Origin of the sequence: Streptomyces sp. NPDC051064, assembly GCF_044455985.1 — a bacterium.
Classification (GTDB): Bacteria; Actinomycetota; Actinomycetes; order Streptomycetales; family Streptomycetaceae; genus Streptomyces.
On record NZ_JBITFK010000006.1, the window covers coordinates 537463 to 552430 of the forward strand.

The 14968-nt window shown below is 67.6% G+C and carries 12 protein-coding genes and 2 pseudogenes; 8 read left to right on the top strand and 6 right to left on the bottom strand.

Annotation, left to right across the window (positions count from 1 at the left end):
• Window positions 1–132: 132 nt before the first annotated feature.
• Window positions 133–1131 carry an aldo/keto reductase gene (locus tag ACIBCU_RS24045; RefSeq protein WP_399233929.1) on the top strand — a complete coding sequence of 333 codons (999 nt, stop codon included), beginning with the start codon at window positions 133–135 and terminating at the stop codon, window positions 1129–1131.
• A gap of 72 nt (window positions 1132–1203) precedes the next feature.
• Here the strand turns inward: ACIBCU_RS24045 and ACIBCU_RS24050 are convergent, their stop codons facing one another.
• Window positions 1204–1329, bottom strand: a complete 126-nt coding sequence (locus tag ACIBCU_RS24050) for a hypothetical protein (protein WP_362938676.1) — start codon at window positions 1327–1329, stop codon at window positions 1204–1206.
• A gap of 142 nt (window positions 1330–1471) precedes the next feature.
• Between ACIBCU_RS24050 and ACIBCU_RS24055 the strand changes: the two genes are divergently transcribed.
• Window positions 1472–3883 (top strand): right-handed parallel beta-helix repeat-containing protein, encoded by a 2412-nt coding sequence (locus ACIBCU_RS24055; protein ID WP_399233797.1) that lies wholly within the window; start codon window positions 1472–1474, stop codon window positions 3881–3883.
• 816 nt (window positions 3884–4699) lie between these two features.
• On the opposite strand, the gene ACIBCU_RS24060 is transcribed toward ACIBCU_RS24055, so the two are convergent.
• On the bottom strand, window positions 4700–5161 hold the full coding sequence (locus ACIBCU_RS24060) for a hypothetical protein (protein ID WP_399233800.1): 462 nt from the start codon (window positions 5159–5161) through the stop codon (window positions 4700–4702).
• Window positions 5162–5378: 217 nt separating this feature from the next.
• Here ACIBCU_RS24060 and ACIBCU_RS24065 point away from each other — a divergent pair, with 217 nt between their 5' ends.
• Entirely contained in the window at window positions 5379–5558 is a 180-nt protein-coding gene (locus ACIBCU_RS24065) for a hypothetical protein (protein WP_399233802.1), read from the top strand.
• A gap of 197 nt (window positions 5559–5755) precedes the next feature.
• Here the strand turns inward: ACIBCU_RS24065 and ACIBCU_RS24070 are convergent, their stop codons facing one another.
• The gene (locus ACIBCU_RS24070) at window positions 5756–6703 is read right to left on the bottom strand and encodes an SDR family NAD(P)-dependent oxidoreductase (RefSeq protein WP_399233804.1); all 948 of its coding nucleotides are present in this window, start codon (window positions 6701–6703) and stop codon (window positions 5756–5758) included.
• 106 nt (window positions 6704–6809) lie between these two features.
• Here ACIBCU_RS24070 and ACIBCU_RS24075 point away from each other — a divergent pair, with 106 nt between their 5' ends.
• From ACIBCU_RS24075 to ACIBCU_RS24085, 3 genes and pseudogenes are all read left to right on the top strand, one after another.
• Window positions 6810–7496 (top strand): TetR/AcrR family transcriptional regulator, encoded by a 687-nt coding sequence (locus ACIBCU_RS24075; RefSeq protein ID WP_399233806.1) that lies wholly within the window; start codon window positions 6810–6812, stop codon window positions 7494–7496.
• Window positions 7497–7525: 29 nt separating this feature from the next.
• Window positions 7526–7696: pseudogene (locus tag ACIBCU_RS24080) on the top strand (hypothetical protein); the annotation flags it as partial.
• Window positions 7697–8020: 324 nt separating this feature from the next.
• On the top strand, window positions 8021–8890 hold the full coding sequence (locus ACIBCU_RS24085; protein WP_399233931.1) for a GyrI-like domain-containing protein: 870 nt from the start codon (window positions 8021–8023) through the stop codon (window positions 8888–8890).
• A gap of 33 nt (window positions 8891–8923) precedes the next feature.
• On the opposite strand, the gene ACIBCU_RS24090 is transcribed toward ACIBCU_RS24085, so the two are convergent.
• The 3 genes from ACIBCU_RS24090 to ACIBCU_RS24100 all read right to left on the bottom strand — a co-directional run bounded on the left by ACIBCU_RS24090 (window position 8924) and on the right by ACIBCU_RS24100 (window position 12351).
• On the bottom strand, window positions 8924–9142 hold the full coding sequence (locus ACIBCU_RS24090; RefSeq protein WP_399233808.1) for a hypothetical protein: 219 nt from the start codon (window positions 9140–9142) through the stop codon (window positions 8924–8926).
• A 428-nt stretch (window positions 9143–9570) separates the two neighbouring features.
• A complete protein-coding gene (locus ACIBCU_RS24095) occupies window positions 9571–10506 on the bottom strand; it encodes an alpha/beta hydrolase (RefSeq protein WP_399233810.1) in 936 nt (311 codons plus the stop codon).
• Window positions 10507–10899: 393 nt separating this feature from the next.
• On the bottom strand, window positions 10900–12351 hold the full coding sequence (locus ACIBCU_RS24100) for an amidase (RefSeq protein WP_399233812.1): 1452 nt from the start codon (window positions 12349–12351) through the stop codon (window positions 10900–10902).
• A 118-nt stretch (window positions 12352–12469) separates the two neighbouring features.
• On the opposite strand from ACIBCU_RS24100, the gene ACIBCU_RS24105 reads away from it, so the two are divergent.
• The gene (locus ACIBCU_RS24105; RefSeq protein ID WP_399233814.1) at window positions 12470–13093 is read left to right on the top strand and encodes a TetR/AcrR family transcriptional regulator; all 624 of its coding nucleotides are present in this window, start codon (window positions 12470–12472) and stop codon (window positions 13091–13093) included.
• 253 nt (window positions 13094–13346) lie between these two features.
• Window positions 13347–14722, top strand: a pseudogene (locus ACIBCU_RS24110) (IS1380 family transposase).
• The last annotated feature ends 246 nt before the right edge of the window (window positions 14723–14968 follow it).

Sequence of the window (14968 nt, forward strand, 5' to 3'; positions counted from 1 at the left end):
GCCGCAGGCCGCACCGGCCCACAGCCCTGCGTAAGGCTAACAGGAAACATAATACGTATGCTGTCCGCCGTTATAGTCGACCTCGTGACCAGCAAGCCATCGCCGCGCGACCACACATCCACGGAACAGACGCTGCCGACCCGAGGACTGGGAACCGGGCACCAGCTCACGGAGTTGGGCCTGGGTGCAGCCCAGTTCGGCAACCTGTTCACCGAGATGACCGACGACGAGTCGCATCGCGCCGTCAGAGCCGCTGCCGAGGAAGGGATCCGCTACTTCGACACCGCGCCGCATTACGGCCTCGGGCTGTCCGAACGCCGCCTGGGGGACGCCCTGCATGCGGACGCTCGGCGAGGTGCGGTCATCTCCTCGAAGGTCGGGCGCCTGCTCGTGGACAGCCCGGACACGGCTCACCGGATCGACGACGACGGGTTCGTCGTGCCGGCGACGAAGAGACGGGTCTGGGACTTCAGCCGCGACGGGATCCTTCGTTCCGTGGAGGAGTCACTGGCGCGGCTCGGGACGGACCGGCTTGACATCGCCTACCTGCACGACCCGGACGATCACTGGGGGCCGGCATCGTCGAGCGGGATCGCTGCCCTGGCTGAGCTCCGGGACCAGGGCGTCGTCGGTGCCATCGGCGCCGGCATGAACCAGGCGGCGATGCTGGCCGAGTTCGTGAGGCGGACCGACGTCGATGTGGTGATGGTCGCCGGGCGGTTCACCCTTCTCGATCAATCGGCGCTGGACGACCTGTTGCCCGTCGCCGGCGCCCGCGGCGTCGGCGTCGTCGCCGCGGCGGTGTACAACTCCGGACTGCTGAGCAGCACGGCCGTGGACGGCTCGGCGACCTACGACTACGGGGCGGCGCCGCGGGCCGTAGTCGAACGTGCCGCCCGCATCGCCGCCGTCTGTGAGCGGCACGGTGTGGAGCTTCCCGTGGCCGCCGTCCAATACCCGTTGCGCCATCCCGCGGTCGTCTCGGTGGTGACAGGGATGCGCACTCAGGAACACGTGCGAAGCAATGTCGCGCGGTATCGGGCGGCGATCCCGGAGGCGCTGTGGGAGGAGTTGCACGTCACAGGGCTCGTCCCCGACCCGGTCCGGACAAGTCGGTTCTCCAGAGCCTGAGTTAAACGTCGTATGCATCTTGTCGCAAACATCATACGTATGCTAACTCTGTGGCGGGCATCAAGGCCCTTATCACAGGAAGCGATCGAACATGACATCGACGTCAGACTCGACACGCTCGGTGAGCAGACGATGGGGACGCAGGGCGGGCACCCTTGCGGCGCTCGGCGCCTGCGCCGTCATCGCATCGGCGCTCATTCCTCTCCAGGCGCAAGCCGCGCCCCGGACGGAGTACTTCGCGGCGCCGGACGGCAAGGACGCTGGACACTGCAGCCAGTCGCAGCCGTGCTCGCTGGAGCGGGCGCAGCATGTTGTCGGACCGGCCGCCAAGCATGGTGACGTGGTCGTTCAGCTTGCCGACGGCACCTACCGCCTTTCCGAGCCCCTGCGGTTCGGACCCGGCGACGACGGCGGCGACCACACCGTCCACTGGGCCGCCGCCCCGGGCGCCCACCCCGTCATCACAGGCGCCTCGAAGGTCTCCGGCTGGTCCAAGTCCGGGGCAGGGTCAGGCATCTGGGAGGCGGATACCCCCAGCGGCCTCGACACCCGCCAGCTCTACGTGAACGGCGTGATCGCCCCTCGCGCCGCCATCCGCCTGGCCAACGCGGACGTCACTCCCACCGCGACTGGTCTCACCATCAAGAACCCGGCCCTGAGCTACCTCGCCACGCTCCCCGGCCAGGGGCGCATCGAGTTCGAGTCCCTCGGCGACTTCACGAACCGCTATTCGCCGGTTCAGAGCATCAGTGCCACCGAGATCACGATGGCGCAGCCGGCGTGGGACAACAACACGTGGGGCTGGGACACCGTCCAGAACTCGTTCCTGGCCGGTCCGAGCTGGTACCTCGACAACTCACTGAGCTTCCTCACCCAGGTCGGCCAGTGGTACATGGATCCGAGCGTCGGGAAGCTCTACTACAAGCCGGCGAACGGGGTCGACCCCAATCAGCTCGACATCGAGCTGCCCCGCCTGGAGACACTGGTCAGCATCGGCGGGACGTACGACGAGCCCGTGACCGGTCTTGCCTTCGACGGCATCCAGTTCTCCGGAACCTCCTGGCTCGGCCCCTCGACCGACGGGTACGCGGACCAGCAGAACGGTTTCTTCATCAAGGGTGCCTACGACTACCGCCCCGCCGACGCCTTCACCAGCTGTTCGCGCGGCTGCGAGATGTTCGAACGAGCACGCACCAGCTGGTACCAGGAGCCCGCCGCCGTGCAGGTCTCCGCCGCCAGGCGCATCTCGTTCACCGGCAACACGTTCACCAACCTCGGCCAGTCGGCGCTGGGCATCGGAAACGACGCCAACGCCACGACGACCGGCGTCGGGCTGGGCACCAACAACATCGACGTGGTCGGCAACCGGTTCATGGAGAACAGTGGGCACGGCGTCGCGGTCGGCGGCGTACTGCCTGACGCGCACCACCCCAGCGACCCGAGGATGACCAACCGCAACATCCAGATCGCCAACAACACGATCAATCGCGTGGCGGTGGACTACAAGGACAACAGCGGCATACTCAGCACCTACGTCACCAACGCCCGCATCCTGCACAACGAGGTCTCCAACGTCCCCTATGACGGCATCGACACCGGCTACGGCTGGGGCATCAACGACGCCGGGGGATCGAACGACTACGTCGACCGCGGTTACTACAAGTGGAACACGCTCTACACGACGCCGACCACGCTCAAGGACAACCACGTCGAGGGCAACCTCGTGCACAACACGAAGGCACGCTTCGCCGACGGCGGATCGGTCTACAACCTCTCCGCCAGCCCGGGAACCGTGGTCGCCAAGAACTACCTGTTCAACATCTCAGGAGTCGGCCTCTACCTCGACGAGGGCTCGCGCTCGATGACGTACGAGAACAACGTCGTCCAGAGCGGTTCCTTCCTCTTCACCAACGCGTACAGCCTCCGCAACAACACCAGCGACAACGTCATCCAGAACAACTGGTACAACTCAGGCGGAGCCTCGACGCCGAACGCCGCGGCTCACAACAACCAGTTGATCAACAACGTGAAGGTCACCGGCGCCAACTGGCCTGCGGGCGCACGAGACGTGATATGCCAGGCGGGGGTCGCGCCGCAGTACCGGACGTCGCTCAACGCGAACCAGTTCGGCTTCAGCGGGTGCGCGGTTGGTGCACCGGTCGCACCCGGCCTCCGCACTTCCGGAGGTTCGGCCGTCAGCTCGTACTTCGGCCAGAGTGGCGGTGGATTCGGGATCGCGGCGGCGGGCGCCGACGTGTGGGGCGCCGGCGGTCAGCACGACGACCAGTTCGGCTCGATCTACCGGGCCGGCTCGTTCGCGGCCGACTCGAGCGTGTCCACCCGGGTCGTGTCCGTCAACGACGCCGACGCCTGGGCCAAGTCCGGGGTCATGGTCCGCAACGACATGACCAAGGCTGGAAGTTCGGCCGGGTACGCCGTCGTCGCTGTTACCGCCCGCAACGGCGTCGTGTTCGAGTGGGACACCAACGGTGACGGGTACCTGGACACCGACGCCCGCGCCGGCGTCGACATCTACCGCCCCATCTGGGTAAAGCTCACCCGGTCGGGCACCTCGTTCAGCGCCTCGTACTCCTACGACGGCGCCAACTACGTCCCGATCGGTCAGCCCGTGACGTTGGCCTCGGCCGCAGCGAAGCAGGACGCGGGCATCTTCTCCACGTCCCACGACGCCGCCCAGTCAGCGATCAACCAGTTCGACTCCGGCTCCTTCACAGCCGCAATGATGCCGTAGGTGCCGCTCACGGTGGGTCGACGACAGGCGCGGCAAGGTGTTCTGTAGCGCGCCCGCAGCCTGAAGGTTCAGGTTCACGGACTCTGAGGGCTGGCCCATGAGAGGACCAGAGCATCAAGCCTGACCTGTCGTCGGCCATCCGCCGCACGCCGAGCAAACAACGTTCCATCGCCTGTCAGCCACGTGATCGAGCACCGGAACAGCGGTGGCCACTCTGTTCGTGCCTCGGTAAAGTCCAATAGGACATACCGCTCTCACATTCGGTTCCAGGAGAAGCACATCAGCGGCCAGGGCCGCTCGTTCTCACTGACGGGCCTTGACCCCGGATGTTGAACACACGAGACACTGGATCCTGAGGATCTGAGAACGGACATCTCGTGGTCATGAAGAACTGCCCTCGTACCGCTCGACGATCTCGGACCGGACGGAGTGGGCCGACTCCAGGAGAAGGCAAGCGCCCAGAACGACCTCTGGCGAACCCACGCCCAGGAGGCCGGCTGACACACGAGGTGATGAGGGGGCCGAAGCCCCCTCATCACCGGCAGTTGTTCGCTCAACTTGCTGTTCCCCGCCGTGCTTGAGTACGTCCCGCTCGGCCCGCGACGCCTGGCGCGCGCATGCCAGCCGGCGGTCACCTCGTTCAGGGCGAAGTTGCGCGCAGCGCCGGCTCCCACCGGCCGCGGCGCGACGACCTTCACACGGGCGTCCGTGCGCAAGGTCTCCCGCAGATGGCCGGCCGGTGGATGGCCCTCGGCACGCGACCGCGGCCTGGCCGCCCGCCTGCGCTACCTAAGACGCAACGGGAACTCCGGACTGTCAGCGCCGGCACAGGCGCCGAGAGCTGTGGGAAGCCGCCGCGCCTTGGCGGCGCGGCCCCGCGCTCAGGAAACCGAGCCCGATTCCGAGCATCCAGGTGTCCTTGGCAAGCGCGATGCCGTCCTGAGTGGGACGCAGGCTGCCCTCCTGTCGCATCCCCGGGACCCGCAAATACAGACCGACAAGCCCTCCGGAGAAACCGGTCAGCACCGCCCCGGCCAGCCGGGTCGGCACGAACGGAGCAAGAAGTGCCCCGCTGACGGTGATCTCCGCACAGGCGAGCAGTCGGGTGAAGCGACGGGCTTCGAGCTTCTTGAGAAAGGGATACGCGGTGCAGGCCATGCCGTGCAGGCCCTGAGCGGTGTCTTCGTCCGCCTTCAACTTGCTCAGGCCGGAATTCAGGATGAACGCGCCGACGAGGAGACGAGGAGCCACATCTCGCGGTTCGAACGCAAGGGTCATGCGAGCCTCCGTAGATCGGTTCCGCAGCACGTCATCGAGCGTAACCGGGCGGCACCGGTCTCGCCCCGCAGGCGTGGGGCTGGGGGCAGCCGGGGCCTTGGCCCCGGATTCTGGTGCTCCGCCCCGCCACACGTAAGCCAGCGCCCAACTGCTGATTGCGAGCGTTGAACAGTGGCTGAGCCACTCATCCGCCAAGATGCGGAAGGTGCCGTACGGGTTGAACTTGCCCGCGCCGGTCCTCGTACGAGAGCCCACGCCGATTCGGCCAGGTCGGCCGCCCCTGCGCTTCCCCGCAAGCGCCGACGCCATCGAAGGCGCCACGGCCAAGGCCCAGGAACTTCTCGCGCGGCCCAACGCCTCCCGCAAGCTGGGCGGCCACCGGGGGCAGGACGCCTGAACCACACGTAGCCCTGGACCTGATGCTCCGGGTGGGCCCGGCCCACCCGGAGCACCGCCGCACGTGGGCGTACGCACCGCACCCGCCCTGCACGGCGACGAACAGATGGCCGCCCTCGATGGGGAGTGCGAGCGCCTCGTCGGTCTCGGCGCCACCCGCTTGTGCCGCGACGAGCCGGCGCCTCCTACCGGCGCAGGCTAACTCGCGAGGGCCGATCCGAAGGGAAACGAGTGCTGCTTGGACTGAACGACGGGGAACCTCACCCCGGTGAGGTCTTCGGAGACGGCCCACAGCCGCTGCTGGACGGCTGCCTCGTACGACTGCGGGCTGGAGGTGACCAGCCGGGGGTGGCCCTTGACCTCGTTGCGTCCGCCGGGACCGTAGTACTGGCCGCCGAGCGCGGCGGGGTCGGTGGCGGCGCGCAGGGTCGGCAGCGCGCCCATCGCCGGCGTCTGGGTGATCAGCGGCGCGAGCCAGGTGAGCGGAAGCCGAACGACCGCGGGGGTGTTACGGGCGAGCTCGGTGCTGGACATGCCGGGGTGCGCGGCCACCGCGACGGTGGTGCCATGCGTGGCGAGCCGGCGCTGCAACTCGTAGGTGAACATGAGGTTGGCCAGCTTGGACTGACCATAGGCGGCGACACGGCTGTACGACCGCTCCCACTGCAGGTCGTCGAAGTGGATCGCGGCCCGGATGCGGTGGCCGGTGCTGCTGACCGTCACCACGCGCGAGCCGGGCACCGGCAGCATCAGGTCCAGCAGCAGCCCGGTGAGCGCGAAGTGGCCGAGGTGGTTGGTGCCGAACTGCATCTCGAAGCCGTCCCGGGTGGTCTGCTTCGGGGTGTACATCACGCCGGCGTTGTTGATCAGCAGGTCGATCCGGTCGAGCCGGGCCCGCAGCGCCGCCGCCGCGGTCCGGACGGAGTCGAGCGAGGTCAGGTCCAACGCCTGCACGGTCACGTCGCCGGTCATGCGGGCCGCGGCCTGCTCGCCCTTCTCGACGTTGCGCACGGCGAGTACCACGGACGCCCCGCGCTCAGCGAGCGCTTTGGCGGTCTCGTACCCCAGTCCGGTGTTAGCCCCTGTCACCACGGCCACCCGCCCGCGCTGGTCCGGAATGTTCGCCGTCGTCCACTTCTCACCCATGTCAGGCTCCCCAACTAAAGTACCGAAGGTATCTTGTACCGACGACATTAAAGTACTCTTGGTACGTTGTCAACGTACCGCAGGTACCTAAGTTAAGGTGGCGATCGTGACTTTCCAGCGGGCGCGAACCGAAGAGCAGCGGGAGATCCGCCGACGGGCGATCCTCGACATGGCGTCGGCGATGCTCGACGAGATGCCTGTGGCCGCGGTGACCCTGAACGAGCTCAGCCGCCGGGTGGGCCTGGCGAAGCCGAACGTGCTGCGCTACTTCGAGTCGCGCGAGGCAGTACTGCTGGAACTGCTGGACCGTTTCCTGCAGGAGTGGCTGACGGAACTGGCAGGTGAGCTGGCCGTCATCGACGAAAAACTGCCCATGGCCGAGCGGGCGGCAGCGGTGGCCGAGATCCTCAGCCGCTCACTCTCCGGCCGAGTGGTGCTGTGCGACCTCTTCGGCGCACAGGGCAGCGTCCTGGAACACAACGTCTCCGTCGAGGTCGTAGCACGCTACAAGCGCGCCTCCCTGGACCGCCTGACAACCATGACGGCCCTGATCCAGAAGTACCTGCCGGAGCTGGGCGAGAACGCAACACTGTTCAGCCTGCAAACCATGGTCATGGCCGGCGCGCTGTCGGCGTACAGCACACCCCCACCCAGTCTGCAGGCCGCCTACCAGGCCGATCCCGAACTGGCCCGCTTCCACTTGGAGCTGAAGGACAACTTGAGGGCGGCCCTGACTGCGACCCTCCTGGGCGTACTCCCCCGCTCTTCCGCACCTGGAACAGCGGGCGCCTGAACTCCTACCTCATCGAGATCACCGCAGAGGTGCTCCCGCACGTCGATACGGCGACCGGTAAGCCCTTCGCGGCAGCCTTCGCCGACCAGGTCGAGCAGGCCCTGAACGCCTCGAAGATCGTCGCCTGCACCCAGGGCTTCACCGAGATCTCCGCCGGCAGCGAGCAGTACGACTGGAACATCGACCTCGCCGAGGCCGCCTCGATCTGGCGGCCGGCACCACCTCTACGACGGATGGACGGAGCACCGTGGCACGCGCACCGGACTGCCCCACCACATCGGCCATCTGCCCCGGCGTGCCGAGCAGGTGCACACGGCCCTCTGGGCCCAGCACGTCTCCCGGGAGATCACTCCCCGAAGCCGAAAGCCGACCGGCCGGGCGCGCCCTGCATGTCCCCGTGCGCGCACCGGGCGTCCGCAGCGGTCGTCAGTCAGGTGTCCGCCCGGGCACCTGATCGGATCGGACCGCAAAGGTCGGGTGCGGCCGGGGTGGATCCGGCAGGGTGGACATCGAAAGGGGGCCTCGTGATCTCGGTACTCAACCGGCTTGTCGATCTCGTCGAGGAGCACCTCGCCGAGGAGCTCGATGTCGACGGACTGGCCAGGGGGCTCGGCACGACCGAGTACCACCTGCGACGGATGTTCTCGTCACTGGCCCGCATGCCGCTGTCGGAGTATGTGCGCCGGCGCCGCATGACCGTCGCCGCTGCCGAGGTCGTCCGCGGCGAGGCCGATCTGCTGAGTATCGCCGTCCGGCACGGCTACGGCTCGACCGAGGCGTTCGGACGCGCGTTCCGCGCGGTGCACGGCGCCGGTCCCCGTGACGTGCGCCGCGACGGAGGCCCCCTGCGCACACAACCACGGCTCAGGATCCGCCTGACCGTCGAAGGGAGCACCCCCATGGACACCCGTCTCGTAGACCGCCCCGGGTTCCGGCTGGTCGGACACGCGGCCCGGGTTCCGCTCATCCACCAGGGCGTCAACCCGCACATCCAGCAGCACATCACCGCACTGCCGCAGGAGGAGCACCTCCGGCTCAAGGCCCTCGGTGATACCGAACCGGGGGGCCTGCTGCAGGTCTGCGACGACCTCGACCCCGACGGGACGGAGGGCAGCGAACTGACCTACCTGCACGGGGTCGCCGTCTCCCGGGACACGTCGGCCCCCGACGACCTCGACGCCATCGAGGTGCCTGCCGGCAGGTGGGCGGTCTTCCGCACCGCCGGACCGCATCCGCAGGCCCTGCAGACGGCCTGGGCCGCGACCGCGACCGAGTGGTTCCCCTCCAACCCCTGGCGTCTCCGGCCGGGACCCTCGATCGTCGCGGTCCTCGAGCGCGCGGAGGACTTCAGCACCGCGACCTGCGAACTGTGGCTCCCGGTCGAACCGGTATGACGGACCGCGGTCGCAGCCATTGCCTCTTCGCTCTCAGTCGGTGATGTACCAGTCGTCCTCGATGGACTCCAGGGTGTAGCTGCCGAGGTCGCTCTCGGAGAAGGTCACGGAGGCCCTGACCGCTTCGACCGGCATCTCGATCTCGTCGGGCGTACGCACGACGATGCGCTGCGGGTCGACCGTCGCGGTCTCCAGGGCCTTCTTCTGCTCGGGCGAGATCATCTGGACCACAAGGCGTACGTCGACGTGCACGGCCCGAGCCCCTGGTCCTGCGCCTTCCGCGCGGCGGGCCCAGCCACTTCGCAGACCGTGTCGATGTCCTCACGGCCCAGGCGTGGAGGTATTGCCCGTAACGCTGGATCGCGCCCTCCTCCGTCCTGGGCGCGGGCGTGTCGCCGGTCGGCGCCGCCGTCGGCTTCCCGGGCGGGGCGGACGCCGACGGCGTGGCCGACGGCTCTTCCGCCTGGGAGGACGCGAACGACTGCGAAGGCTTAGCCTCGCGCTTTCGTCAGCGTGCTCGTCCATGCCGTGACCGAATGAGTGGATAGTGCCCCTGAGCTGCAACGATGTGCTTCATCCAGGGTTCTGTCAGCCGCACGGGGAGAGGCACTCTTCAGGTGAGTGAGCGTATCGGGTGGTATCCGAGTGTCCGTGCCGAGGCTGGACGCAGCGAAGCGGGCTCACCGGTCGGGGCGGGCATCGTGCTTCTCGGCGGTCCTGAGGTGGGTGTCGAACCAGTCGATCGCGACCGTGGAAGCGAATTCGGACTGCTGAATGTAGGACAGGAAATGGTTGCCGTCCGTGAGGACGAGCTTCTTCGGTTCGTGAGCGCGGTTGAAGCCGTCGAGGGCAATGTCAGCGGGGGCGACGTCGTCCTCCTTGGCCACGAGCATCAGCAGGGGGGTGGGGGCGATGCGGGAGATCCACTGACCGGGTTCGTAGACGCGGGCGCGACGGCTGGACTGAAGGGTCACCTCGTTCGTCCACGTGTCGTCCGGTGCCCGGTGCAGGTAGAAGTCGGCCGCACCCTTCTGTGGGTAGGCCGCCGGGGGGCCATGGCTCGTGTCGGTGTCGACGAAGGGTGCGTAGACGGGCGGCTTGCCGGCCAACTGGTCGCGTTCGTCCTGATGGAAGCGCTCTTCCAGGGCGCGTACCTCGTGGGGCGGGACGCGGCGCAGTCCGGTCTCGTAGCCGCTGACGGTGGGGGCCTGGGCGTAAACGGCTTTGATGCGGCGGTCGGTCGCCCCGAGGACCAGGGCGTGACCACCGGCGTAGCTGAATCCCCATACTCCGATACGCTGTTCGTCGATTTCCCCGCGTGTGCCGAGGTAGGTGATCGCCCATCGCCAGTCCGCGATCTGCTGGTAGGGGTCGATGTCCTGGCGGGGTGTGCCGCCGCTGTCGCCGAAGTTGCGATGGTCGTGTAGGAGTACCGCGTAGCCGGCCTCGCTGAAGCGGCGGGCTGTGTGCTCGATGCTGTGATGGCGGGTGCCGCCGAAACCGTGGGCCATGGTGATGGCGGGCAACGGCTTCTCGGCGTTCTCGGGAAGGAACAGCCAGGCGGCCAGTTCGATGCCGTCGGGCAGGGGAATGCGTACGTCGATGCGCTCAACCATGGCGGACACTCCTTCAAGGGATCTCTGTTCATGCGTCGTGGTGTCGCGGCCGCTCAGGTCTGAATGAATTCCTTCATCAGCGCCGCATTCGCCTCGGATTTCTCACGGCCTGCCCGCCTGGGTTCGCGACCCGACGGCATGGAGGTCATGTTCTTTCCCGTGCTGTGGGCCGCAGGCGGATCGATCGCGAGCGCATGTGCGAGAGGATCCTCCGAGGCCGGGTCACCACCATGAAGGGGGCAACCACGAGGGCCGCCCCAGATCGTCGAGGTCGGCATACTCGCGGCTTCGCCTCGGCATTGAGGGCATCCGTCCCGTGCGCCGCGAGAATTTTGGGTCCTGAGACCGACAAGAATCCTTCGATGTCTCGCTGCAGCGTGCCAGGAGCGTTCTTCAGCGGCCTGGGTGGTTCCCAGCCCATACCGTGGGAGTTCGGCCTGACCACGGACTTGCCTGTTCGAGTTGGCCGGCGAGGCGGAAGAGCCGGCTTTCAAGGCCGTATCCGGCGGCGAACTGCATACCTACCGGAAGCCCCGTCCCGGCGTCGGCCGTCGCAGGTACGGACATGGCGGGCGTGCCCGCCACGTTGAACGGCATGGTGAACGGCGACAGGTCGTTGATGCGCTCGATCCAGCCGAGGCCGTCCAGTGTCTCCGCACCCTCGGTATGAGTGCCCAGAGGCAAGGGGGGCTCCGGCAGGGTCGGCGTGAGGAGGATGTCGTACGCGTCGAAGTACCGGGCCAGGCTTCGGGCCACCCGGTTCCGCATCGCGAGAGCGGTGAGGAATTGCGCGCCGCCGACCCGCTGCCCGTAGTGGTAGCCGGCGAGGGTCGCCGGCTCAAGGGTCGAGGAGTCGATGGGACGGCCGAAGGCGGCGGCCAACCCGTCGACCAGGGTGGTGAGGTTCACCGTCATGAGCCGGGCGTTGGCCAGGACGAATTCCTCCCAGTCGGCGCCGAGGTCGACCTCGGCCTCCTCCACCTGGTGACCGAGGGATTCAAGCAACCGCACGGTGCGGGAGAGGGCGTCGGTCACCGGTGCAGTGGTGCGGTGTCCTCCCCACGCCTGGGCGAGGACACCGATGCGCAACGAGCCCGGATGGCGGGTGACTTCCTCCGCGTACGGCCGTGACGGCTGCTGGGCGAAGTAGGGGTCGCCCGATTCCGGGCCGCGTATCTGGTCGAGCAGTACCGCACTGTCGCGTACGGTACGGCTGACGCTGCCGTGCACGGCCAGGCCGTTGAAGACCTCGTCGACGCCGGGCCCCATGGACACCCGGCCACGGGTGGGTTTGATCCCGAAGAGGCCGTTGCAGGCGGCGGGGACACGGAGCGATCCGGCGGCGTCGGTGCCATGGGCGACCGGGACCACCCCTGCGGCGACAGCGGCGGCCGCACCTCCACTGGATCCGCCCGCGCTCCGCTCCAGGTCCCACGGGTTGCGGGTCGCGCCGTACAACGCTGATTCCGTCGAGATGCCGTAGGCCATCTCCGGTGTCGCGGTGCGCCCGAACGTCACGAGGCCGGCGCGACGGAAGCGCAGCATCAGTGAGGAGTCGGAGCCGGCGACGTTACCGGCCGCCAGACGGCTTCCCAGCTCCATTCGCCTGCCGGCCATGGCCACCGCGATGTCTTTGATCAGAAAAGGGACGCCGGCCAGGGGTGCGCTGCCGGGGACAGGTTCGTCGTCGGACGGCCAGGTCTCCACGACGGCGTTGATCCGCGGATCGACAGCCTGTACAGCCTCGCGTGCGGCTGCCTCCAGTTCGGTGGGGAGCACCTCGCCCTTGGCCACCAGCTCCGCCAGCCCGACCGCGTCGAAGCTCACGTATTCAGAAACTTTCACTGTCACTCCCTGACAAGACCGATACCGTCGAGTGTCGAACGATACCGTACGGTATCGAAGGGGTCTTGCTGGTACCGTAGGGGGTTGTGAACCCCACGTTCGGAGTGACGGAGTAGTCATGGCATCGACCCTCAGCAGGCCGAGCAGAGTGGCGAAGCTGCCGCCTCGTGAGCGCATCCTCGACGCGGCCGAAGAGCTCTTCCTGAGAGAAGGGATCCGGCAGGTGGGGGTCCAGACGATCGCCGACAAGGCCGAGACCACCAAAATGGCGATCTACCGGCACTTCGAGACCAAGGACGCGCTGGTCGCGGAGTGGCTGCGGATCGTCGCCGCCGATTATCAGGCGGCCTTCGACCGTGTGGAAACCGAATACCCCGACCGGCCCGAGGAGCAGATTCTGGGCCTGGCCCGCTTCATCGCCGAGGGGCTGCCGACGATGTCATACAGGGGATGCCCGTTCATCAACTCCCTCGCCGAGCTGCCCGACCGCCTTCATCCGGCACGGCAGGTGATCGAGGACCACAAGGCCCACCAGACACGCAGGCTGATCGGCATGTGCACCAAAGCCCAGATGCCCGACCCCGAACAGGCCGCGGCCGAGATCACCTTCGTACTCGAAGGGGCGCAGGTCAGCACACAGAACGGAAGCATCGATCAGACGGGAGACCGCCTGATGAAGATCGTCGAGGGTATCGTGGACCGGCACCGCTCCCACCTCGGCGCATACAGGGCGGCCAACTGACCGCCCGTGCCGCCCGCCCGACCACCGCTCAACGTGGGCATGCGAATGTGACCTGGCGCGCCCGCTCACCTGAAAGCGTCTTTGACCGGAGCGGGAGCAGGGACCTGGACGATCCTCGTTCTCGCTAGTCAGCTTCGCGTATTGCTGGCGCGCTCGTCTACGCCCTGATCAAATAAGCAGAGAGCACTCCTGACCTGCAACGATGGGACTTGTCTAGGGTCCTGTCGGTTCCACGGAAAGAAGCACTCTCCAGGTGAAGAAGCGTATCGGTTCGTATCCTCGTGTTCGCGTCGGGGGCGGTGGCCGCACGGTGGTCGCGCAAGCGGGAGGCGTCTTGCTGGTGGAGACGGTCCGCAAGTCCGGTCTGGATCAGGCGATATCGATGGCACTGACACCGTGGCGCAAGCCGCGGGCGGTGCATGATCCGGGGAAGATCCTGCTGGATGTGGCCCTCGCGGTCGCGCTCGGTGGGGACTGTCTGGCGGACACGGGCATGCTGCGGGCCGAACCGGCCGTGTTCGGTACGGTCGCCTCAGATCCCACCGTGTCCCGCCTCATCGATGCCCTCGCTTCTGCCGGGCCGACAGCACTGGACGCAATCCGAACCGCACGGGCCCAAGCCCGCGAACACGCGTGGAAACTGGCCGGCCCATCGGCTCCGGACGCCGGCGGGCAGGTGATCGTGGACATCGACGGGGTGCTCGTACTGGCGCACTCCGAGAAACAGGACGCCACCGCGACCTGGAAGAGAACCTTCGGACACCACCCCCTGACGGCCTTCGTTGACCACGGGAAAAGCGGGACCGGGGAACCGGTGGCCGCGCTCCTGCGGCCCGGGAACGCAGGCTCAACACCGCCGCCGACCACATCGCCACCGCCCGGCTCGCCCTGGCCCAGCTCCCGAAGAAGTACCGGCGCGGACGCCGGACACTGATCCGCACCGACTCCGCCGGCGGCACCCACGAGTTCACCGCCTGGCTCGCCCAACGCGGCAGGTGGCTGTCGTACTCGGTAGGCATGACCATCACCCACCACATCCACCAAGCCGTCCTCACCGTCCCGCCCACCGCCTGGACACCAGCCGTCGAACCGGACGGCGAGATCCGACACGGAGCATGGGTCGCCGAACTCGACGGCGACGCACTCAAGGGCTGGCCCCAGGGAATGCGGCTGATCGTCCGCAAGGAACGCCCGCACCCCGGCGCACAGTTGCGGTTCACCGACACCGACGGACTGCGGCTCACCGAGTTCGCCACGAACACCACCAACAGCCCCATTGCCGCACTCGAACTACGGCACCGCCAGCGGGCACGCGCCGAAGACCGCATCCGCGCCGCCCGGACCACCGGCCTGCGCAACCTGCCCCTGCACAAGACGGCGCAGAACCAGATCTGGCTGGAGATCGTTCAGATCGCCCTTGACCTGCTCGCCTGGATGCCCATGCTCGCTCTGACCGGCGACGCCCGCAGATGGGAGCCACGCCGGCTGCGACTCCGCCTGTTCTCCGCTGCCACTCAGATCACCACGACCGCCCGTCGCCGGCATCTGAGATTCGCCCACCACTGGCCCTGGACCGACCTCATCACCGCCGCAATCCAACGACTCGCAGCCCTTCCCAACCCCGGCTGACCAGGCAACTCCCGTCCCTGCGAGCAGCACTAACCCATCGGGACCGTGGAACCCGACGCTCACCCGACGCGACAGCCGGGCCACCGGCCTGCCCACCAGACTCCGACAAACCAAAACGGCCCGCCGGAGAACCAGCGGACCGTCACGAAAGATCGAGGTTAGTGGTCGGCTCCGGAAGTCCTTCGGGGGTTGACTCCGGAGCCGTTGTTGCGAGTAGCAATCGGTCAGATTTCGGGTATGGCGAGG